At 42.1% G+C, this 21035-nt stretch carries 23 protein-coding genes, 1 pseudogene and 1 riboswitch; of the genes and pseudogenes, 7 read left to right on the top strand and 17 right to left on the bottom strand.

Translation table 11 applies throughout. The features are described from left to right. Positions 1-40 precede the first annotated feature (40 nt). The 4 genes from pssA to SALPA_RS25440 all read right to left on the bottom strand — a co-directional run bounded on the left by pssA (position 41) and on the right by SALPA_RS25440 (position 4222). The gene (gene pssA, locus SALPA_RS25455; protein ID WP_145100660.1) at positions 41-718 is read right to left on the bottom strand and encodes a CDP-diacylglycerol--serine O-phosphatidyltransferase; all 678 of its coding nucleotides are present in this window, start codon (positions 716-718) and stop codon (positions 41-43) included. Next, the gene (locus SALPA_RS25450; RefSeq protein ID WP_021170515.1) at positions 715-1356 is read right to left on the bottom strand and encodes a phosphatidylserine decarboxylase family protein; all 642 of its coding nucleotides are present in this window, start codon (positions 1354-1356) and stop codon (positions 715-717) included. The genes pssA and SALPA_RS25450 overlap by 4 nt, the downstream gene beginning before the upstream one ends. A gap of 90 nt (positions 1357-1446) precedes the next feature. Continuing rightward, the gene (locus SALPA_RS25445) at positions 1447-2127 is read right to left on the bottom strand and encodes a WecB/TagA/CpsF family glycosyltransferase (RefSeq protein WP_370516744.1); all 681 of its coding nucleotides are present in this window, start codon (positions 2125-2127) and stop codon (positions 1447-1449) included. 106 nt (positions 2128-2233) lie between these two features. Beyond that, on the bottom strand, positions 2234-4222 hold the full coding sequence (locus SALPA_RS25440; RefSeq protein ID WP_145100657.1) for a transglycosylase domain-containing protein: 1989 nt from the start codon (positions 4220-4222) through the stop codon (positions 2234-2236). Positions 4223-4351: 129 nt separating this feature from the next. Here SALPA_RS25440 and SALPA_RS25435 point away from each other — a divergent pair, with 129 nt between their 5' ends. Continuing rightward, positions 4352-5314, top strand: coding sequence for a polysaccharide deacetylase family protein (locus SALPA_RS25435; protein ID WP_255451355.1), 963 nt, complete (start codon positions 4352-4354; stop codon positions 5312-5314). Positions 5315-5374: 60 nt separating this feature from the next. Here SALPA_RS25435 and guaB read toward each other — a convergent pair whose 3' ends face one another. Then, a complete protein-coding gene (guaB, locus tag SALPA_RS25430) occupies positions 5375-6829 on the bottom strand; it encodes an IMP dehydrogenase (RefSeq protein ID WP_145100654.1) in 1455 nt (484 codons plus the stop codon). Positions 6830-6983: 154 nt separating this feature from the next. After that, a complete protein-coding gene (locus SALPA_RS32460; RefSeq protein ID WP_145100651.1) occupies positions 6984-7622 on the bottom strand; it encodes a peptidoglycan-binding protein in 639 nt (212 codons plus the stop codon). A gap of 4 nt (positions 7623-7626) precedes the next feature. Continuing rightward, positions 7627-7763: riboswitch (cyclic di-AMP (ydaO/yuaA leader) on the bottom strand. 150 nt (positions 7764-7913) lie between these two features. On the opposite strand from SALPA_RS32460, the gene SALPA_RS25420 reads away from it, so the two are divergent. Together SALPA_RS25420 and SALPA_RS25415 are read left to right on the top strand one after the other, a co-directional pair. After that, positions 7914-9293, top strand: a complete 1380-nt coding sequence (locus SALPA_RS25420) for an FAD-dependent oxidoreductase (RefSeq protein ID WP_145100648.1) — start codon at positions 7914-7916, stop codon at positions 9291-9293. Further along, positions 9293-9577: a ferredoxin family protein gene (locus SALPA_RS25415; protein WP_145100645.1), complete on the top strand. Its 285-nt coding sequence runs from the start codon at positions 9293-9295 to the stop codon at positions 9575-9577. The genes SALPA_RS25420 and SALPA_RS25415 overlap by 1 nt, the downstream gene beginning before the upstream one ends. On the opposite strand, the gene SALPA_RS25410 is transcribed toward SALPA_RS25415, so the two are convergent. Both SALPA_RS25410 and SALPA_RS25405 read right to left on the bottom strand, forming a co-directional pair. After that, positions 9574-10062: a hypothetical protein gene (locus SALPA_RS25410; protein ID WP_145100642.1), complete on the bottom strand. Its 489-nt coding sequence runs from the start codon at positions 10060-10062 to the stop codon at positions 9574-9576. The genes SALPA_RS25415 and SALPA_RS25410 overlap by 4 nt on opposite strands. Positions 10063-10118: 56 nt before the next feature. Beyond that, a complete protein-coding gene (locus SALPA_RS25405; RefSeq protein ID WP_145100639.1) occupies positions 10119-10304 on the bottom strand; it encodes a 2-hydroxymuconate tautomerase in 186 nt (61 codons plus the stop codon). Between the two features lie 195 nt (positions 10305-10499). On the opposite strand from SALPA_RS25405, the gene SALPA_RS25400 reads away from it, so the two are divergent. Both SALPA_RS25400 and SALPA_RS25395 read left to right on the top strand, forming a co-directional pair. Beyond that, positions 10500-11078: a hypothetical protein gene (locus SALPA_RS25400; protein ID WP_145100636.1), complete on the top strand. Its 579-nt coding sequence runs from the start codon at positions 10500-10502 to the stop codon at positions 11076-11078. Positions 11079-11206: 128 nt separating this feature from the next. Further along, positions 11207-12058 carry a HipA family kinase gene (locus SALPA_RS25395; RefSeq protein WP_145100633.1) on the top strand — a complete coding sequence of 284 codons (852 nt, stop codon included), beginning with the start codon at positions 11207-11209 and terminating at the stop codon, positions 12056-12058. On the opposite strand, the gene SALPA_RS25390 is transcribed toward SALPA_RS25395, so the two are convergent. From SALPA_RS25390 to SALPA_RS25375, 4 genes are all read right to left on the bottom strand, one after another. Then, positions 11993-12652: a TVP38/TMEM64 family protein gene (locus SALPA_RS25390; protein WP_145100630.1), complete on the bottom strand. Its 660-nt coding sequence runs from the start codon at positions 12650-12652 to the stop codon at positions 11993-11995. The genes SALPA_RS25395 and SALPA_RS25390 overlap by 66 nt on opposite strands. Before the next feature lie 53 nt (positions 12653-12705). Next, the gene (locus tag SALPA_RS25385; RefSeq protein ID WP_145100627.1) at positions 12706-12906 is read right to left on the bottom strand and encodes a hypothetical protein; all 201 of its coding nucleotides are present in this window, start codon (positions 12904-12906) and stop codon (positions 12706-12708) included. A 183-nt stretch (positions 12907-13089) separates the two neighbouring features. After that, positions 13090-15153, bottom strand: coding sequence for an ATP-dependent DNA helicase RecG (gene recG / locus SALPA_RS25380; RefSeq protein WP_145102286.1), 2064 nt, complete (start codon positions 15151-15153; stop codon positions 13090-13092). 10 nt (positions 15154-15163) lie between these two features. Continuing rightward, complete coding sequence (locus tag SALPA_RS25375) at positions 15164-15370, bottom strand: DUF1858 domain-containing protein (protein WP_145100624.1); 207 nt, start codon at positions 15368-15370, stop codon at positions 15164-15166. 194 nt (positions 15371-15564) lie between these two features. Here SALPA_RS25375 and rpmB point away from each other — a divergent pair, with 194 nt between their 5' ends. Beyond that, complete coding sequence (gene rpmB, locus SALPA_RS25370; protein WP_021170531.1) at positions 15565-15756, top strand: 50S ribosomal protein L28; 192 nt, start codon at positions 15565-15567, stop codon at positions 15754-15756. Positions 15757-15867: 111 nt separating this feature from the next. Here rpmB and SALPA_RS25365 read toward each other — a convergent pair. The 4 genes and pseudogenes from SALPA_RS25365 to SALPA_RS25350 all read right to left on the bottom strand — a co-directional run. Continuing rightward, positions 15868-16074, bottom strand: a pseudogene (locus SALPA_RS25365) (Hsp33 family molecular chaperone HslO); the annotation flags it as partial. A 19-nt stretch (positions 16075-16093) separates the two neighbouring features. Beyond that, complete coding sequence (locus tag SALPA_RS25360) at positions 16094-16921, bottom strand: class I SAM-dependent methyltransferase (RefSeq protein ID WP_222428116.1); 828 nt, start codon at positions 16919-16921, stop codon at positions 16094-16096. A gap of 545 nt (positions 16922-17466) precedes the next feature. Next, positions 17467-18414: a tripartite tricarboxylate transporter substrate binding protein gene (locus tag SALPA_RS25355; RefSeq protein WP_145102282.1), complete on the bottom strand. Its 948-nt coding sequence runs from the start codon at positions 18412-18414 to the stop codon at positions 17467-17469. A 399-nt stretch (positions 18415-18813) separates the two neighbouring features. Further along, a complete protein-coding gene (locus SALPA_RS25350; protein WP_145100621.1) occupies positions 18814-19674 on the bottom strand; it encodes an EamA family transporter in 861 nt (286 codons plus the stop codon). 129 nt (positions 19675-19803) lie between these two features. Here SALPA_RS25350 and SALPA_RS25345 point away from each other — a divergent pair, with 129 nt between their 5' ends. Next, entirely contained in the window at positions 19804-20706 is a 903-nt protein-coding gene (locus SALPA_RS25345; RefSeq protein WP_145100618.1) for a LysR family transcriptional regulator, read from the top strand. Positions 20707-20737: 31 nt separating this feature from the next. Here SALPA_RS25345 and SALPA_RS25340 read toward each other — a convergent pair whose 3' ends face one another. Continuing rightward, entirely contained in the window at positions 20738-21028 is a 291-nt protein-coding gene (locus SALPA_RS25340; RefSeq protein WP_145100615.1) for a hypothetical protein, read from the bottom strand. Between the last annotated feature and the right edge of the window lie 7 nt (positions 21029-21035).

The following is a 21035-nucleotide window of genomic DNA, read 5'->3' as shown; positions in this document are numbered from 1 at the left end:
ATTTATTTTTTGCTGTCTGGCGAAATCTGACAGGATCGTCTTACACGGCCTGACGGTGGTCAAATAAGCCAAAAATTGTATTTAAGATACCAAACAGCGCATAAACAAAAAACGGCACAAATAAAACAGACTTGAATGTCAGAAATAATATGTATACACCGATAGCTACAGTGATAATTGCTGGAATTGTGCGAATGGGCTCGCCATCTTTACCTTTAAAATCAGGATAACGAATAGTGCTGACCATTAAGTAGGCAAAAACAGCTACCATAAGCGGAAAGAGCCAGCCTGAAGGTTTCATATCAAGCATGACAAAAGTCGCAATTACACAGCCGCCGGCAGGTATTGGCAAGCCCATAAAGTATCCTTTTACTGTACTCGTATTAACATTAAATCTCGCCAACCGCAAAGCGCCGCAGGTCGCAAACGCAGCGGCTATGAAAGCTCCGCCGGAAAAGTCTTTAAGCATATATGCATAGGCCATAACGGCTGGAGCTACGCCAAACGATACTAAGTCACATAAGGAATCAAGTTCTTTACCAAAATCGCTGCTTACGCCAAAATACCGGGCTACCCGCCCGTCCAGACCATCTGCCACCATAGCAGACACAACAAACAACGCTGCATAGGTAAGCTCACCTTGAAACGTAAATATAATCGCAAACACACCTAAAACAAGATTGAGTGCAGTTACTATATTAGGAATAGCGTTTTTCACTCTTCCATTACCCTCCCTATTACTGTTTTTCCTCCGATTACTCTATCCCCCTTTTTTACTAAAATTTCTACTGTTGGTGGTACAATAAGTTCAGTACAAGAACCAAATTTAATAAGTCCGTAGCGTTCGCCCTGTTTAAGGACAGTACCTAATGTAACCCAAGAAACTATCCTCCGGGCTAAAATTCCGGCAATTTGTGTGACTAGTACACGCATTTTCTCATTTTCTAAGCCGATAGCATGACGTTCGTTTTCACAGGCTGCGGATTCTTTATAAGCCGGTTTAAATCTACCACAAGTATATTGTTGAAATTTAATTTCCCCTCTGACAGGGCTGCGATTAACATGAACGTCAAATACTGACAAAAAAATAGTAACCTTTAACCCTTTATCATTTAAAAACTGGTCATCGTAAACTTCCGCAATACCCATTACTTTACCATCTGCAGGCGATAAGATTAAATTATCATCATCAGGAAAATTGCGTTTGGGATTACGGAAAAAGAAGGTAACAAAAGCTGTCAATATCCCGGGAATAATAGCCCAGGGGGCACCCAGGTTTAAGGCAGTAATAATTGTAACCAGTCCAAGTATTGCGATGTATGTGTATCCTTCCTTTACTATAGGATTTCTTACCATCTATCCACCTCCCTGCCAAAAACCTCCTCATAGTATTCAAACCAAAAAGCAAGTTCAGTATATCAGTATAATATACTTAGTTTACTTTGTCTAATCTTTTTTCCCTAACATGACTTTAAGAGCAAACTTTGGCAAAGCCAGCATTCTGATAGCGCGCTGAGGCTGACAAAGTAAACGGAACAGCCACTCCAAACTAGTACGCTGCATCCATAGCGGCGCACGCTTAACAGCACCAGCCATTACATCAAAGGTTCCACCCACTCCCATGCATACAGGGACGCCCAGTTTTTCCAAGTTCTTAGCCAGCCACTTTTCCTGTCTGGGAACCCCTAAAGCTGCCAATAAAATATCCGGTTTGGCAGCTGTAATGGTTTGAACAATAGCAGGTTCATCTTCTGGCGTAAAAAATCCATGTCTTGTCCCGACTATGCATAATCCGGGGTAACGCGCCAGCGCCACAGTTTTGGCTTTAGCAACAATGTCAGGCCGGCTGCCGAACAGAAATACACGATATCCTTTTTGTGAAGCTTCTAATAACAGGTTTTGGGCCAAATCATAGCCAGCTACCCGCTCTACAATAGTATTTCCTTGACGTCTTACCGCCCATACTACACCAGCGCCATCTGGAACTACTAAATGAGAATTGGCAAGGATAGCAGCCAATTCGTTGTCTTCTTGTGCCAGCATCACCATTTCGGCATTGGCTGTGGCCACTAAATGCGGCGTTTTTTCTGCAATAAACTGCTCAAGTTTAACTACTGCTTCAGACATGGTTACAGTATCAATCGAAACGTCTAAGACGGCTATTTTTATACCCACTGACAACTATTTACTCCTTACAATTGTTTTACATTCCTTAGCACATTGTACCACAAGTTTAAAATGACGGCAATCTCGACCAGGGCCATTTCCAGAAAGGCTGCTTTTTTTGTTCCTGTTGTTCAGGCGGTTGCGGCTGAGTTTCATCAGGAGTCAACCATTGTTTAATACGGTTGTTCACACGCGGAGCTGTTGGCTCAGTACCTTTGATAAAGGCGCTGTACTCCGTTTCCTTGCAGCCACTTCCAGCCAGCTTGCCTGTGCTTGTACAAACAGGAATACCAACAACTACATTAGGCGGGATGGGAAAATCAGCAGGCGGTGTACTGGCTACTATTTTAGAAAGCATTTTTCCCCATAATGCTGATACTTCAGTACCAGAAATGCTAACAGGCTTGCGGTTGTCATTTCCGACATAAATGCCTACTACAATATCTGGCGTATAACCGATAAACCAGGCCGTCTCATAGTTATCTGTAGTACCTGTTTTGCCGGCAGCGGGACGGCCAAGATTAGCCGGTGTGGCAGTACCATCCTGCAGCACACCTCTGAGCATATCTGTTAAAATGTAGGCTGTTTCGGGTTTAAGCACCGACTGTTGCTCTATTCTTCCTTCCTCAAGCACCTGACCATTTTCATCAAGTACCTTTACGATTGCCATAGGTTTAGATAATACGCCGTTATTGGCAAAGGCTGTATAAGCTGTCGTTAACCCCCATAAATTGACCCCCTGAGTTAAGCCGCCTAATGCCGAGGCCAGATTATCATCTTCGGGTGTTAAAGTGGTGATGCCCATAGTTTTCGCAAGGTTTAGAACTTGGTCAATGCCGATCTGCTGCCCTAGTTTGACGGCAGCTATATTGACTGACCAGCGCAGCGCTTTTTTCATAGTTATTGGTCCACGGTATTTTTTATCATAGTTAAGTGGCGAATAGCCATTGATATTAATAGGTTCATCAATGATAATAGCGTTAGCAGTGAGTCCCTGATTAATCGCAGTTGCATATAAAAATGGTTTAAAAGCCGATCCCGGTTGGCGAACTTCAGTAAGTACCCTATTGATCTGACTTTCCTCATAATTACGCCCACCAACCATAGCTTTAATATATCCTGTTTTGGAGTCAAGTGCCAATACTGCTCCCTGCATTTGCCCTAACACAGCCTCGGCTGCTTGTTGCTGACTAATGTCAAGCGTTGTATACACCTTGAGCCCACCTTTATATACCCGGTCTGCACCATAGCGATCAACTAATTCCTTAGCTACATAGTCAAGAAAGTAAGAAGCCTGGACTATCCGCTTTTTTTTACCAGCAAGCGTAATCGGCTCAACTTTGGCGCGTGCTGCTTCTTGCTGCGTGATATAGCCCTCTTTAACCATACTGTCCAGCACTACTGCCCGGCGTTCCATAGCTGCCTTCATATCAACATAAGGCGAATAGATATTCGGTCCGCGTGGTAGTCCTGCCAGCACAGCACTTTCAGATAAAGTCAACTCGTTAGCATGTTTGCCAAAGTACATTTGAGCGGCAGCCTCCACACCATAAGCCCCTTCGCCAAAATATACCTGATTTAAGTATGCTTGCAAGATCTCTTGCTTCGAAAATTTATAATCAATAACTAATGCTAGTACCGCCTCTTTTACTTTGCGAATAAATGTTCGTTCCTGTGTAAGAAACTTGTTTTTTGCCAATTGCTGGGTTATAGTACTACCGCCTTCCACCAGAGAGCCCTGACGGATATTGACCACGACAGCACGAATAATACCAATCGGATCTATGCCAAAATGATTATAGAAGCGAGTATCTTCATTAGCTATAATGGCTTGCTGAATATAAGGTGACATGTTATTAATAGTTACTACTATCCGGTTTTCCTCAAACAGTTTAGAAATCAACTGCCCATTTATATCAAATACTTGCGTAGCAGCTACTAGATTTAAATCGTTTAAACTGTCAGTTCCCGGCAATCCTAGAAAAGCAAAACACGTATTAACCGACATTGCAAATAGGAGAGCCAGGATAGTAACTCTAATGCTGTTTTTTTTCATAGGTATACACTCCTCTTAGAAATAGTATCCCCAAGCTTTCTTACTTTACATGCAGGAATAGCCTGTCTTATAGAGAATATACGAAAATTAGACATAATTATTAAAAATATTTAATCAGGAGCGCGCTATATGCAACATACATCGAAATTCTTTCAGACAGTGTGTGCGTTAAGTGTCATCTGCCTCACACTATTAGTATCGTCACCGTTAGCTTTACTTGCTTTCTCTGATTCTGCCTCGCCTATACCTGTTTCCGGTCCACCTAACGATCCGGAAGGTCCGGAAGATCCGGATCCGGACCCTGAACTTGTACCTGTACCTGAAAATAAGTATACCATACCTAACAACGCAATAGATGCCTACTATATGAATGAAAATCCGGATAATCCCGCCATTCCGTCAAAACCGGTTTATGATGTGTTTACTGTGGAAGAGCGACAAGCACGGGGATTGGTCTTGGAAGTTCCTAAGGTAAGTCCGTACTATGGACAAAAAGTAGTATATCTTACTTTCGACGATGGACCTGAGCCGGAAAATACGCCTGCTGTCCTTGCTATTTTGAAAAGCCAGGGCATAAAGGCGACCTTCTTTGTTGTAGGTAATCAGATTGAAAAATATCCAGCGATTTTACGCCAAATTTATCAGGACGGCCATGCTATTGGTAATCATTCTTACAATCATGTCTATCGTGAACTGTATCAATCAACTAACAATTATTTTTCCCAACTTCGTCATACTGATGAAATTATTAAAAATAGTATTGGCGTACGCCCCCGCATTTCCCGGGCACCTGGCGGGTCAGCCGGGAGTTTTACCAAAGAATACTGGGCAACCCTAAAAAATCTTGGCTATACGGAGGTTGGCTGGAATATTAGTTCAGGCGATGCCTCCAGTGCAAAGGCCGGCCAACTGGTAAATAATATCGCTGCCCAAATGGACAACAAAAATTTATGGAGCCATGCGATTTTGCTGATGCATGACGGCCGTGGCCATGCTGAAACGGTAAAAGCGCTGCCAGCTATTATTAAATTTTATAAAGACCGCCAATTTGAGTTTCGGGTAGTTAATTTTGAAACACCGTCACCGTGGTAAGAAAAATAAAAATGCTTTGGACAAATTAAATGTCCAAAGCATTTTTGTTGTTCTTACTTATCAGCCACTATAGTTTGGTGCTTCTTTTGTAATGCTGATATCATGCGGATGGCTTTCTCTCAGACCAGCACCGGTGATCCGGATAAATTGGGTGTTAGTAATAAGTTCCTGGATATTACGCACACCACAATACCCCATACCGGCGCGAAGACCGCCAATTAGCTGGAATACCGTATCGGCTACTGAACCCTTATAAGGTACTCTGCCTTCAATTCCCTCAGGAACCAGCTTGTCCATATTTTCCTGGAAGTAACGATCCTTGCTACCTTCGGCCATAGCTCCCAGTGAGCCCATACCCCGATATACTTTATAGCTGCGCCCTTGATAAATAATGGTTTCTCCCGGGCTTTCCTCTGTACCGGCAAGTAAGTTGCCGACCATTACAATCTGAGCACCAGCGGCAATAGCCTTAGCTACATCACCTGAGTATTTAATACCACCATCGGCTATAATCGGTACATTGTACTCCTGTGCAGCCTTAGCACAATTATAAATTGCCGTAATCTGAGGTACACCAATACCGGCAATTACCCGGGTCGTACAAATAGAACCTGGTCCAATGCCAACTTTAACAGCATCTGCACCTGCTTCGATTAAGGCACGAGTGGCTTCTGCAGTGGCAACATTGCCTGCAATAAGATCCACATGCGGAAAAGCATTTTTGATTTTCCGTACACACTCAAGCACTCCTGTTGAATGACCATGCGCGGTATCAACAACAATGACGTCAACCTTAGCGCCGACAACGGCCTCAACACGCTCCATCATATCAGAACCTACTCCGATGGCGGCAGCTACTAGCAAACGTCCTTTGGGATCTTTGGCGGAATTAGGATATTTCTGGGCTTTTTCGATATCTTTGATGGTAATAAGTCCTTTTAAGTTACCGTCAGTATCAAGTAATGGCAATTTCTCAATCCGGTGTTCACGCAAAATTTCTTTGGCCTGCGTTAGTGATGTGCCAACAGGTGCAGTAATGAGGTGCTCTCTCGTCATACAGTCACCAATCTTACGGCTTAAATCAGTTTCAAAACGAAGGTCACGATTGGTTAAGATACCTACTAATTTACCCTTATCAGTTACCGGCACACCAGATATATGGTATTTTTCCATAAGGTCATGGGCATCTTGCAGTAAGTTATTAGGTGATAAAAAAATGGGATCAACAATGATACCATGCTCAGAACGTTTGACCTTGTCAATCTCGTTGGCCTGAGCAGCAATAGGCATATTTTTATGGATTACTCCTACCCCGCCCTCACGTGCCATGGCAATTGCCATTCGAGCCTCGGTAACAGTGTCCATTCCCGAGCTAATGATAGGAATGTTAAGCTTAATGTTTTTGGTTAAAAAGGTAGATACTTCAACTTCTCTGGGCAAAACGTCTGATTTGGCAGGTACAAGTAATACATCATCAAATGTTAAGCCTTCTGGGCCAAATTTGTTGTCAAACATTAACAGAACTCCTTTCGTACACAACATGATCATAAAAGGTATTTCCCAATATAATAACATAAATAAACTTGCCAAATCTACCACTTTTTATGTAGATACAAAAAAAATAATAAAAAAATAATACACTGCCTGACGAAACCGTCAGGCAGTGTTGCTAGTTAAGGACATAAACTTTTACATTTTGGACACCAAAGTCATAGGCTTTGTCGACAGAATGCATCGCAATGTCGATACGGTTTCCTTTAATTGCGCCGCCTGTATCTTCAGCAACACCATACATACTATTGCCATCGGCAAATTCAATATATACTCTTGAACCAAGCGGAATAACATTGGGATCGACAGCAATTACGCCTGGACGCACTTGGGTTCCCATATAGGTTAAACTGCCCCATTGTTCATTATCATGCGGACCGGCAGCGTAGGCGGTAGCTTTTATGTCCAGCACGGTCTTATAACGTCCTGGTGCAGTGCCGCGCGATGTTTCCGGCATACGACCACCATATAGGCTTTGTAAGGTATCTTGACCGACAACACCATCGGCAGTAAGGTTTTTCGCCTGTTGAAAGCTAATTACCGCCTGTTCGGTAGCTTCACCAAAAACACCGTCAACGGTAAGATTGCTATACCCCAAATCACTAAGCTTAGTTTGCAGTTCAATTACATCTGGTCCTGTCATACCTATGCTAAGTGTCTGGTCGCCAAGCGCAGCAAAAGCCAGCGGTGTCCAGATGGCAGCTGCTAAAACTGCCATTACAATGGTACTTGTAATGATTTTTTTGATGTTTTTCATATAAAACACCCCTTTCTAAATGCCTACGAGGTTAGCTGACGGGTTCGGGACAAAGGGAAATCCCTACCGCAATCGCGGATTCACCCCATAAATGGTTCCCCCATTTTCCTATTTCATTAGGAAATTCGGCATGCTGTTATGATACAGGATAGTTTGGGAGGATGCAATTCTTGTTTTAACAAATTATCTGAGAATATTGATTATTAACAGCTATTTTCTTTATAATGCGTTGGTATGCGCGCCCCTAAATATATATTCCTCATTAAGCGTAAACTAAAGCTGGGTGAGTATATGTTAAAGCATTGGTATGAGGCTAAAAGACCACACAAAATACCAGATAAAATCAGCAGCTTACAAACAGAAAATCAGGATACTGCCATCGCTGAAAAAAAATATGACGTTATTGTAGCCGGGGCCGGTCCAGCCGGATTAACAGCGGCTTATTTTCTGGCTCGTGACGGTCTTAACGTGCTTGTCCTGGAACGCGGCCCTTATGCCGGGGCCAAAAATTGCGGCGGCGCCAGTATTATGGCTGAGCCTACCCATAAACTTTTCCCTAACTTTTGGGAAGAGTGTCATTGTGAACGAATTATCACTGATCAAGCCTATTGGTTGATGACTGAGGATTCTGTTCTTTCTTCAAGGTTTCAGAGCGACCGGCTTGCCGCCGCACCTTACAACAAATTTTCTGTTAAGCGTGTTAACCTCTATAAGTGGCTGGCTGGCAAAGCAACGGAAGCTGGCGCGCAAATACTTTTCAACCATACGGTAAAGCAAGCCGTATTTAACGAGAATGGTCTGGCTGGAGGTGTACTAACGCAAAATGATGGTAAGTATTTGGCCGATATCATCATTCTGGCAGATGGCGCTAATTCTTTGTTGGCGGAACGTTCAGGACTGGTGCCCCGGGTAACACCGGAAAACATGTCTCTATATGTAAAAGAGACTATTGCCCTGCCTTCAAGTCTGATTGAAGAAAGATTTAATTTGCTGCCAGGTCAAGGCACAATAATCGGGTTGCTTGGTTATCCTACTGCTGGATTTAACGGCACTGGTTCCATACATACCTTTAGCGACAGTATTAATATCAGTGTAGGCATGGCGGTAGCCAGTTTTGCCCAAGCAGGCTTCAACCCCAATGACCTCTTAGAACGCATAAAAAAACACCCCCACATCAAACGGTTGATTGCTGGGGGCCAGACTATTGAATATGGCGGCTCATTAATTCCTGAGGGGGGTTATAACGCTATTCCCCCATTGGTACATCCCGGCCTGGTGATTATTGGTGATGCTGGTTCATTGGTCAATGGTACGCATGGCATAAACCTTGCAATGTGGTCTGGCTTTTATGCGGCCAAAGCCGTCTATGCGGCAAAGATTAGCCGGGATTATTCGGTAGGTAAGCTGTCTTTATATACCAAGCTCTTGCAAGAAAGCTTCATTATACAAGATTTACAAGCTAATGCCGGTGCTGCTGCACTAATGCGCAATATCCCCTATGCTTTTGATCTTTATTCCCGCATGGGAAACGAAGCGGCTTATCAGGTTGCGCGGGTATATACAATGCCCAAACGGGCCAAGAGGCTTATGGTGTACAAAAAAATAACAAGCATGCAGCCGGTCTTGAAGATATTGTCCGATGTTTGGAAAACGTGGAAGGTGATTCGTTAATGCAACTACAGGATAAAATTATGCTCATACATTTTAATCCAGATAACAGCATTCAGCATGTTGCTGTACATAATCAGGAACACTGCCTTACCTGTGAAGAGAAGCAATGCCTAACTATCTGTCCTACCGGCGTATTTAAATGGGACTGCCAAGCAGGCAGTCCCATACTAGTACATTATAAGCAATGTGTTGAATGCGGTGCCTGCCGGCTAATTTGCCGGTTTGACAACATCCTGTTTGAGTATCCGCCAGGAGGTATGGGAGTGGCGTACTGGGAAGGCTAATCCTTTCCCAGTACAAACGGTGCAAACCCGAGCTCTCCCCAGTAGTGGTTATAGTATATCTGGATAATACCATTCAATCTTCTGCACAAAATCTTCTTTACATGACTAAGGGAACTAAAGAATAATCGAGTCTGAGGCTGGGCGCTGTTCGCAGCTGCCTGTTGGTAAAATTGGACTGTCTTATCGGTTGCCATGTAGATAGGCCACAGAGTTGTAAATACCTGCAAACTGGCGTTAGTGGCATCGGTATGTAAAGTAAGTTGTTGCCAGGAGGTATCTGAGCCAAGTAATTGGTCCTCTGCTACCAGCGGATACGGAGCTATGTCGATATTTATTGTGCTGGCGGCTGATAACAACTCCAAAAAATTCATTTGACAGTTATGGATAAGCGTGATTACCGGTATAATAGCAGCTGGAGCAGCTAGCTTTGTTAACTGACTGTTTATCACTGTTTCAAGTTCAATCGCAAAATGCAGCGGCAGCATATAAGGCACCACCTTTTTAGAGAGTAAGCCATTGATTTATGAAATGGCTTACTCTTTTATCTGTCAGAGGCTAATACACCTGCTTTACCAATATGTTGGGCAGGAGCTTCGCGAACCACGATCGTTACAGCTTCCGGTGGACATTTGGCTGTATCAACAATGGCTTCAGTTACTTTTTTTACCATTTCCCGTTTTTGGTCTAAGGAACGACCTTCAATCAAGTCGATTTGTACGATTGGCATATGAGTCACCTCCTCATGATATTTTGCTTTCACTTGCAACTAGTATTTTCTTTATCAAAAGCAAGAATCCCTGCAACAGTAAACTTTTTATTCACTAGCCTGACATAAAACCATTCGCGAGTAACATTTTGCTGCTACTGCTCATACAGTATAGTAACATACCTGTTTATCAGATATATTGAAGGGGGTCTACTTATGGGCATATTCAGAGAGCTCCGCAACGAATGCTTAATTAAAGAACTCGAACATGAGTTAAACACTGACGTATTATTGTTTGGTTTTGATGGTATAGTTTATTTTGGCAATCTGCAAAAAGTTGATGACTGCCGTATAGCCTTTTTATCGCCAGCCATTGAAGCGGATTCGAACGTAGAGATTCTTTCTCCTGGCGGAGAGGTTGTGGATGTAAGATTCCTTAATCTTGATTTGTGGCAAATCGTCGCCAAAGCTACGGGAGTAAAGACAAGTCCTTTTGACAATAGTACTACTACTGCTGCTGTCTCACAAAGAACCGAAGCAAGTGAGCGTCAGGAGAGCCACGAATTGATCTGCCTTTTAAGGCGCATGATCGGTGATCTTGTAGTAATTACAACCCTTGGTGGTTTCATATTTCAAGGAACACTGGGCAATGTCGATGATGAACTGGCATTTATATCGGTTGATGAGATTTTTGGTCCGGCAACCTCTTCAGGAATCTCTGACAGTGTGGTAAGCACAGCCGTAATTAATCTTGAAGCAATAACATCCGTATCCCGCTCAGCAGAATGCTGTTAACTTCCGCAACATCGGTATGATGTAAAGCTTGGTAAATTTTATACTGCTATTAGGGTAAAAGACTCGGTGAATTTTTTACCGGGTCCTTTTTCTTATAACTATATTTATATTGTGGGAGGCTGAGCGGTATGCTCATGGCGATAGAGTATTTGGGCAAAGTGGGCGTTGGGGTCACTTTGCCTCAGTTTTTTCGCGCTCATGATGGAAATATCTATGTAGTAAAATTCCAAAATAATCGACTAGGCTCCAGGGTATTAGTAAGCGAATTATTGGCAGCTAAGATTGGTGCACTCATGGGTTTATGCTTTCCGCCCAGCGATATTATTGAAATTGGTGAACAGCTGTTACAGGAAAATCCTGCTTTGATGGATATCGGCTTAGAACCAGGACTGGATTTCGCCTCTCTCTATCTGACTCACGCAGAATATGTTGGCAAAAACCGATTATGCAAAGCAATTAATGTATCAGAAATGGCTGGAGTTGTGTTGTTTGACCATATGTTTCATAATGCAGATCGCGCTAAAAATCAAAAAAACCTGTTACTTAGACTTGAAGATGAACAATATAGAATCTATGCGATAGATAATTCACATTTGTTTCGATCCAGTCGCTGGACTATTGAATCTTTTCAAAACTTGGGAACAAAAATAAAAACGTATTATTATCAGCATTATCGAAATTTACTTAAAGACCTTCTTACTCCCCAAGATTTTGTTCCCTACATTGAGTTAGTAAAAAAGATTAGTGATAAACAGATTGACTGCATCGTGGAAGAAATTCCTCATGAATGGCTGCCTGGTGAAACAGAGCGTCTGGCTTTGGCCGACTATACCAAAATGCGACGGGATATGGCTGGTGAAATCTGGGAAAAACTCTGCCGGCTTATTCCTCGCAGCCGTGGTGGCCGAAGATGGTTATTTTCTTCTTCTCCGCCACCAGAGGATGGCGTAAACAAGGACAACAATGACAATAATAAATAGTAGCCTTCCCATGTTTTCGCCTGCAAAAACGATATCATGGCCAAGCAGAACTTTGATAATAACTGGCGGCAATTTTCCGATTAGCGTCGCCCACCAAAAATCCTTAAACGACATTCGGCTAATCGCCGCTATGGCAGTAATAATACCTGAGGGGGCCAGTGGTAATAATCTGGCAAATAATAGGGCCTTAAACCCATTTTCGGCACTATAATCGTCCACCTGTTTCAAATAACGGCTTTTCCTAATCCAACCTTCAACAGTATGCCGAAAGAAATAGCGGGCAAATACAAACATCACTAGTGCACCGGTGACTTCACCAGCCCAGGAAATGATTGTACCCCAGAAAAGTCCAAAGACAATACCTGCTGCGCCTGACAAAATCATAAACGGAAAAACAATTGTAAAGGTCATGATTACAAATAAAATAATTGTGATAAAAACAGAGCTAGCACCAAAAGAGCGAAGATATTCAGCTAACGCTGCAATATCGCCTCTCTCTATAATTCCATATGCATGATGAAAAAATTCAGGCTGCCACATGTATGTTAACCCAATCATTGCTGCAATAGCCAGCCAACCCAATAGTTTGTTCATTAATACCATCCTGTTCTCTAAAAACAGCGCTGTAAGGCAGCGCCGTTTAAGGTCTATTTCCATTGAGAAATTTCATTTTGGAAAATCGTACACGAGCCACCTAGCCAATTGGTACAATCAGTACAGCGTCGACTAAAATCTTCAGCTGATACGTTTAGAAGTGAATATCCATACCCCATAGCATTGATAATATGTTCAAACTCCTGACATTCTTCGGCAATACTTCTAAGCTGGTTTTGTGTGTACTGTTCCATTTTGCACCACTCCTCACTGTTATTTATCTTTAGTGTGCGCGAGGGTGCAAAAAAAATAAGAATCTTTTTAAAATATTTAGTGAAACCATGTATAAATATTGTCTAGAATGCCAATATTATGAATGTAAATTTTCTCCTCTCCCATAATTGACGGCCTGCGGGCCGTCCCTTTTTTGCTTTCTTTTATCTACAAAATATCATTTTGAATTTTTCGCCAAACCAATCCTGGAGTGTTTTCCATACTTTGTCTAAATACTCAGCTGAGCAAATTGTCTGCTGTGCTGCCCGTCTGGCTTCCAGCAAAATATCGGTATCTCTTACGATATCAGCAATCTTTAAATCAGGTAAGCCATGCTGATTAGTGCCAAAAAACTGACCCGGACCGCGTAACAGCAAATCTTTTTCTGCAAGCACAAACCCATCATTTACCTGGGTCATAATGGTAAGCCGTTCCACCGTTTCTTCATTGGTGTTGTCAGATAATAAAATACAATAAGATTTGTGCTCGCCCCGGCCAACGCGGCCACGCAGCTGGTGGAGTTGTGCCAAACCAAAGCGGTCGGCTCCTTCAATAATCATGACAGTAGCATTAGGTACATTAACACCTACTTCAATAACTGTTGTAGCAATTAATGCTTTAATTTCACCACAGGAAAAGGATGCCATGACAGCATCCTTTTCCTGTGATTTCATTTTGCCATGCAGTAGACCGCAGGAAATGTTTTTTAAAAAAGTAGCTGAGAGTTCTTCATGCATTTTTACAGCCGATTGGGCGGCAACTTTATCTGATTCATCAACTAGTGGACATACGACATATACCTGCCGTCCAGCTTTGATTTGTTCGACAGCAAAAAGATAAACCTTATTCCGGCGGTTATTGCTGCGGGAATAAGTAGCAATTGGCTGTCGTCCGGGCGGAAGCTGACGAATAACGGATACATCAAGGTCGCCATAGACAGTAAGCGCCATTGTTCGGGGAATAGGCGTTGCCGTCATGATAAGCACATCTGGTTGATTGCCTTTGGCTTCTAGTCGTGCCCGTTGGCGTACACCAAACCGGTGCTGCTCATCAGTGACTACCAGGCCAAGCTGCGCAAATTCAACATCATCTTGAATAAGTGCGTGGGTACCGACAACAATATCAATTACGCCTTCCTTGAAATGGTGTACGATTTTATCTCTTGCCCTGCGAGTCAGTTTCCCTGTTAGTACCGCCACTGTAATACCCTGTGGAGTCAACAATTGAGCTAGTGTATGATAGTGTTGTTCGGCTAATATCTCAGTTGGAGCCATCATCGCGCCTTGATAGCCACTTTCGACTGTCTTAGCCAGGGCGATAGCAGCAATAACTGTTTTTCCTGATCCGACATCCCCTTGAACCAGCCGTTGCATGGTAGTAGTATCTTCCATATCGGCTTTAATTTCCTGTAATGTTTTTAATTGGTCATTAGTTAGGGTAAATGGCAGACTTTTTTCAATTTTGGACACTAACTCTCCGTCAGGAGCATGTTTAACACCCTTCAATCCAGCTTTGGTTTTTTGCTTCAAATAGGCTAACCCACATTGCAACAGGAATAATTCTTCAAATACTAAGCGCCGACGGGCATTAATTAGGATTTCCATATTTGCAGGCAAATGGATATTTACTACTGCTTGCTGACGATTCAGAAGCTTGTGAGCAGCTATTATATCTGCAGGCAGCGATTCGACCACTTCCGGAGCTGCACCATTTTGAAAGAGTTCCAGCGCTTGAATGATAAGAGCTCGCCAGCGCCATTGGGGAAAATCTTCGGTAGTTGGATAAACAGGGATAATGTGCCCGGAACCAGCATTAAATTCAGCGGCTAGTTCAATATCTGGTTTATTTACTTCAACCACATTGAGACGACGCTGAATTTTCCCTGATATAATAAGCTCCATACCAGGTTTATATTTGCTTTTCATATAGGCCTGGTTGAACCAGGTGAGTTGCGCTATACCGGATTGATCCCGGACGGTAATTTTGGTTATTTTAAGGCCACGCTGTGATTTTAAGTCACTAATGTTAATGACAACTGCCCGGAAGCTTTCATACAATCCGTCAGTCAACTCGCCAATTAATTTTAGTGTACTCCGGTCTTCATACCGGCGCGGATAATGCTGCAGCAGCTGACCAATAGTATAAATCCCCAGTTTGTTGAGCTTAGCAGCATTTGCCGGTCCTACACCTTTTAAAAATTGGATTTTAGCAGACAAAAAGTTTTGAATAAGAATCACCTTACAATTTTACTGGTTCCACCAGCAGGCTATTTAATTCTGCAAGTAGTGCTTCAATATCAATATCATGCATCTTGGCACCATTTTCGATCGTTTCCGTCATTGAGCCCATACAACCGATACAGCCCATACCGTGTCTGGTGAAAATTTCGCGTGCCTGTGGATGTGAGCGTAATGCATCAATTATCGGAGTGCTTTTGGTAATCATAGGTAAGCCCCCCTTCATTTACTTATTTCTATTTTCAATATAATACGCATAATTCCTGCTGATGCACACTAAATGCCAGGTATTTATGAAAATATCGGTTGAAAATTTTATTTGCCCTTGCATATCATAAGTAAATTGTGCTAAAATAGTCACGTTAAGTACATGAGGATGATTCCTACAGGAGGTGTAAATAGATGGCAAATTTATGTGAAATTTGCGGTAAAGGTGAACGTTCCGGCTTCAATGTCAGCCATTCTCACCTTAAAACCAAGCGCACTTGGAAACCTAATATACAAAGAGTGAAAGCATTAGTTAAAGGTGAAATTAAACGGGTTAATGTATGCACTCGCTGCTTACGTTCCGGTAAAATCCAACGCGCGGTATAATCTCAATATAAGCACTGGAGGACTTGATTAACCAAGTCCTTTTTTATTTATTATAATGCAAAAAAACCAGCGATATGTATACCGCTGGTTTTTGTTTGCTTATTATCCGATTTCTACCTCTGGTAATGGTTGAGTAAAAAATCCGCCTGCCGCCGCTACGGTTGTTGTGTCAGGGGCAATCAAAACGCCTAACGCAACGCTTGATGGCGTCTGTTCTGATACGGCAAGATATTGGGTTATATCTTCCGCTATTTTGCCTGAGACTAGTTCTGCAATGCCTGTAAAGGGTTGCTTGAGGCCAAGTAGTTTTGGTACTGAAAATGCTTATACTGTACTCTTATAGTTTTCTTGCTTTGACTACAAAAGTTATAGGAAGCATCTTTGCTTTTTGGGAAAAATCGCTGTTATCGTCCCGCGATTGCATAATTTCATCATCAGATTGCTCAATCATTTGTTCAATTACAAATCCCGCTTTTGCCAACGCATTCACATAGGTTGATAGTTTACGGTCTGATAATGTTAGCGCACCTTCATCAAGAGATACCGAATACCAAGATTCATCGAAATAACATTTTTTAAAAGCAAGTATATTATTTTCTGCAACAACACATTTGTGTATAGGGTGAGACCAACTGAAAATAAATGCGCCGTCTTTTTTAAGGTAAGAAGCGATCCGGCAAAAAGTACCCTCAAGGTCGGTGGTCCAGCCTATGGCATAAATCGAATAAACAAAGTCAAAATAATCCACTGGTATGCCACATTCTTCTTCCATGGGACAACAGATCAATTTTGCTGAAAGACCGCATGCCGTCAAATGTTGCTTTGCCTTTTCGATTTGTTTTTCTGATATATCCATACCCCATAGTTCAGATGCTTTGCGTTCCCCCTGATATTGCAAGGAATGACCGGTTCCACAGCCTATCTCCAGCATCTTTTTTCCTGATATATCGCCAAAAAGTTGGCATTTTTCTTCTGAGACAAACGCTCCATAAAAAGGAAGCGAGATTGCTCCTAAAACATCATTTCCTTTTGTGTCCCAAAAGAAGCAGTTTGTTTTATAAACAAACTGCTTGTCCATGTCGATCGAGCTGGCGCAGCCAACCTCGCCAGCACCTATAATGTTTGTTCTATAATCAGAATTCTTGTCTATGCCGACACCCTCCATTAATATAATTATCTTCAGTTCACAATTTACTACTATTCTATAATAACGTATTTCTAAATTATACCACTATATGTAAAGATTCGTTATAGCTTAGAGTGGGTGAAAATTCGACTTTTCATCCAGTTTTTGTCTTAGCGTGGGTTTTGTCGAAAATGTTGGCGTTACCCCATATAAAACGAATAAGCAATAACCATCTTCTGATTATTTTCCATTATTTTATATTTTCATATAGGTGTCAACGTAAAATCTCAGTACTTTCAAAATTCAATCCAACTTTTGGGCCAATGCCAAAAGTAAAACCCCTCTCCTTGTATTCCATAACGTCTCCAACTATCGCCTAATTTCGGTCAAGCCGGTCGTATGGGAAAACGGCTTTATTCCTGCTACAACTTCCTTAACGTATGAAATTCGCATATATTTTCTATTAGCGTGGAATTTGTCGGAAATGTTGGCGACACCCCTATCTATGATCAGGATTACCCGTTTTATGGGGTGGTCTTGATTTGTCGCTTATAATTTGCGTCGTTTTGGCTTTCGGCCCACGATTATTTTTTCTGAGACGCAATAAGTTCTGCAATTCCGGTCTCTTTTACTATTTTCGTTAATTTTGCATTATCTTCTATCCATCTTTCACTAAAATCCTCAGGCCCCATATACTGGACTGACATTCCCAGTTCCTCCATGTTCTTTTTGAAGTCAGGGTCATTGATCATTTCCCTTAGCCCGGCTGCCAGCCTGGCCTTTTCCGCTAGTGGCATGCCCTTGGGGGCAGCGATACCATTCCAAAGACTAAAAGCGACATTAAGCCCTTGTTCGTTGAAAGTGGGAACATCTTCAAATCCGGGAATACTTAATCTATCTTTTTCTGCAACTCCCAGTATTCGGATTGTGCCGTTCTGTATATGTTCCTTTAAAGCAGAAGGAGTGGCGGCAACTATCAATTGCACATGCCCACCTAAAAGTGCAGCAAGTGCTTCTGAATCACCCTTAAATGGAACCGGTACTATCGAAATACCTGCTTCTTTAGCAACCATCTCTCCTGTAATATGTGGTGCCGAACCTAAACCATTATGCCCATATTTTATTTCACCTGGATGTTGTTTCGCATAGCTGACTAATTCATTAAGGTTCTTCCAAGGTTTCTCCGAAAGAGTGGCCAAAACCATAGGCATAGATGTAGTTTGAACTAATGGTTCCAACGCAGAAGGATAATGGTATCTGGTTTGTCCGTATAAAGGTTGTAAAAATACACTAGCGCCAACAATTCCAATTGTATATCCATCTGGTTTAGCTCCGGCTAATTCGTTCATACCAATTGTAGCTGCTCCACCAGGCATATTAACAACAATAAACGATTGTCCGAATTGTTTTAGAGCTGGCTTTTCCAGCATTCGTGCTATTATGTCTGAGCTACCGCCAGCGGCAAACGGCACAATTATCGTAATGGGTTTTGCCGGATATTTTTCAGAAACCATACTCTCTTTTGCTCCCATGCCACAACCTCCTAGCGTGATTGTCATGCCTAATAGGCTGGTAATTCCAATAAGTAAAAGCCGTTTTGAATTCATTAAGCCGGATTCCATCTCCTCTCATAATGGTATCGTGAAACGGTGCTTTTTCTTTGAGATTTGCTTAGTTGGCATCACCCCTTATAAATTGTTTATTTCTTATAAAATTGTGTAATATTATAATTACTACCACAAAATAACAATAAATTCCTGCTTTTTACAAAAAATAAATTAACCACCATGCTTGTTTATTCACTCGCCCCTGGTACGTCCGAAAACAACCGATTATATAAATAGTAAAAGCCAGGAACACTGGGTCTTTCCCCGGGTTACTGGCTTTTGTATTCCATGTTAGCAAAGTTTTAATTAAAAAATGTCTTTAAGTTAGCCAACAGACAAGGCCGCAAGGCCGCAAAGTATTGCGGTAGCCCCTGCAAGGCGCAGTTTTATGTTTTTTTCAGCAAGAAATTTAGCTCCCATAAAAGTTCCGATTAAAATACTGATTTCTCTTGCCGGTGCGATATAACTTACGGGACTAAAAACCATAGCAGACAAGACCAAAATGTAGGCCAACGGACATAGTATCGCAACGCCTAAAATTTCCAATTTATGAATTTTCCATTGCTCTTTTATGCTGTTCCAATTTCTAAATGCATATGGAGTTAACATACATGTCCGGCCTAAATTGGCTGACCAATCCAGTAATAGCGGAGGAATCAAAAAAGTGCTAACAGCCAATTTGTCTGAAATCGTGTAAGCGGCAATCACCGTACCACACAGTATGGCAAAAAAAATGGGTTTATAGGCGGCAGTTTTTTTTATTTCCAGGGGATTTCCGGTCATTATAATAATTCCCAGTCCAATTAATCCGGCTCCTAGTAGTGCAATGAGAGATGGTTGCTCGCCAAGAAATACAATGGCAGCAATGGTCGAAAGCATGGGACCTGTGCCGCGGGCTAAAGGATAGACCAGCGATAGGTCGCCAACAGTATATCCCTTGTCCAGTAAGATAAAATACAAAGAATGAAGAGCAGCACTGCCGACCATAAAGGCCAACTGATGCCAGCCGATAACAGGTTGTTGTATGAATACAATCCAACAGGCTAAGGGCAGATAAATTAAGACCGACATACTGGCGAATAACCAGATAAAAGCTGTTCCTCCTGCTGCTCTTTTCGATAGATAGTTCCATCCGGCATGAGCGAAAGCGGCCACTAGTACAAAAGCAATAGCGAGCCCTGTCATTTACATCCCTCCAATAAAATTGACTAATAGATTCATTCATGATAATTTTAAACATATAGATGCTTCTTGTAAAACTCAAATAATTTGTGATTTATATTAATATTTTCTATAATTAGAGGGTGTTTATTGATGTATTTTCTTGGAATTGAAGCTTTTATAGCTATTGTACAGACTCAAAGCATTAGCAAAGCTGCCAATCTGCTGCATCTATCGCAGGCCACCGTAAGTTACCGGCTCAAGACATTGGAAGAAGAGATGGGCGGATTATTAATGGAGCGAAAGAAAGGACTAAAAAAAATTAGTCTGACTCCTATGGGAGAAAGTTTTTTTAGCATTGCGGAGCGGTTGGATGCATTGAGGCGGGAAACGCAAATTTTACAAACTAACGGTCCTCAATTGGCTCTTTCCATTAGTGTTGCTGAAAGTTTGAGTCATTTTGTTTTGCCTCCTGTTTATCACAGACTCAGTCAATACTCTCCGCCGATACGCCTGCAAATTCGTACCCAGCATACACAGGAAGCTTTTCATAGCATTGAAAGCCGTGAAATGGACGTGGCATTTGTGGTGCGTGAGATTGTATCGCCAAGTGTTACTGTTAAACCAATTTTTACAGAAGATATGGTCTTGTTGCGTTTGGCGGCTCCTGAGCGACAGACTGGTGACAGTGTTGATAAAAAAGACCTAAATCCTTGCTATGAAATCTATGTAAATTTAAATAAAGAATTTCAATTTAAACATGACCAATGGTGGGATCCTGTCTGTCCATCGCGCATTCATTTGGATAATGCGGGTCTGATTCCCGTCTTTATGAAGGATATGCAACATTGGGCCATTGTTCCTGCTTCCGTAGGGAAGCAGCTTATTCAGTCCAACCCGTTTGTACTTCAAAAGTTATCCGAGAAAATACCAGGGTGGCGATGTTTGCAAGTGATTCACAAATTTCCCAATGAGTCCACTATGAAAAGTATTCGTATTCTTGATCAATATCTCCAAGAAATTTTTGGCGTATTTCAATCCTGGTCTTCTTTTTGAAGAAGAACGGCTATACGATTGCACTGTGAAGCTATATAAGCATTTTGCCGAAGAGGACTATGACGATAGTCTTCTTTTCGCCACCTCCTTGCCTTAAAGAAATTGTATCCCCATAAGGTGGTACCCCTGCACCCCTCGTAACTCCCGTAACCCCCTGGACTTTGCCGGAAAAGCGTTCCGCAGGAGAAAAGCCGGGCGGTATTCCGTTAAAAAATCCGTACTGTTTGAGCATAGCGAGTTTACGGATTTTAGGAATATCGCCCGGCTTTTCAGCCTTTGGAGGCTTAGGGCTTAGACCTTTTGTTACTTGGGGCAATGCCAAAAGTAAA

Origin of the sequence: Sporomusa sp. KB1, from assembly GCF_007830295.1 — a bacterium.
In the GTDB taxonomy this organism is placed as follows: Bacteria; Bacillota; Negativicutes; order Sporomusales; family Sporomusaceae; genus Sporomusa.
The sequence above is the reverse complement of the archived record's forward strand: the minus strand, read 5'-3'. Positions and strand labels throughout refer to the sequence as shown.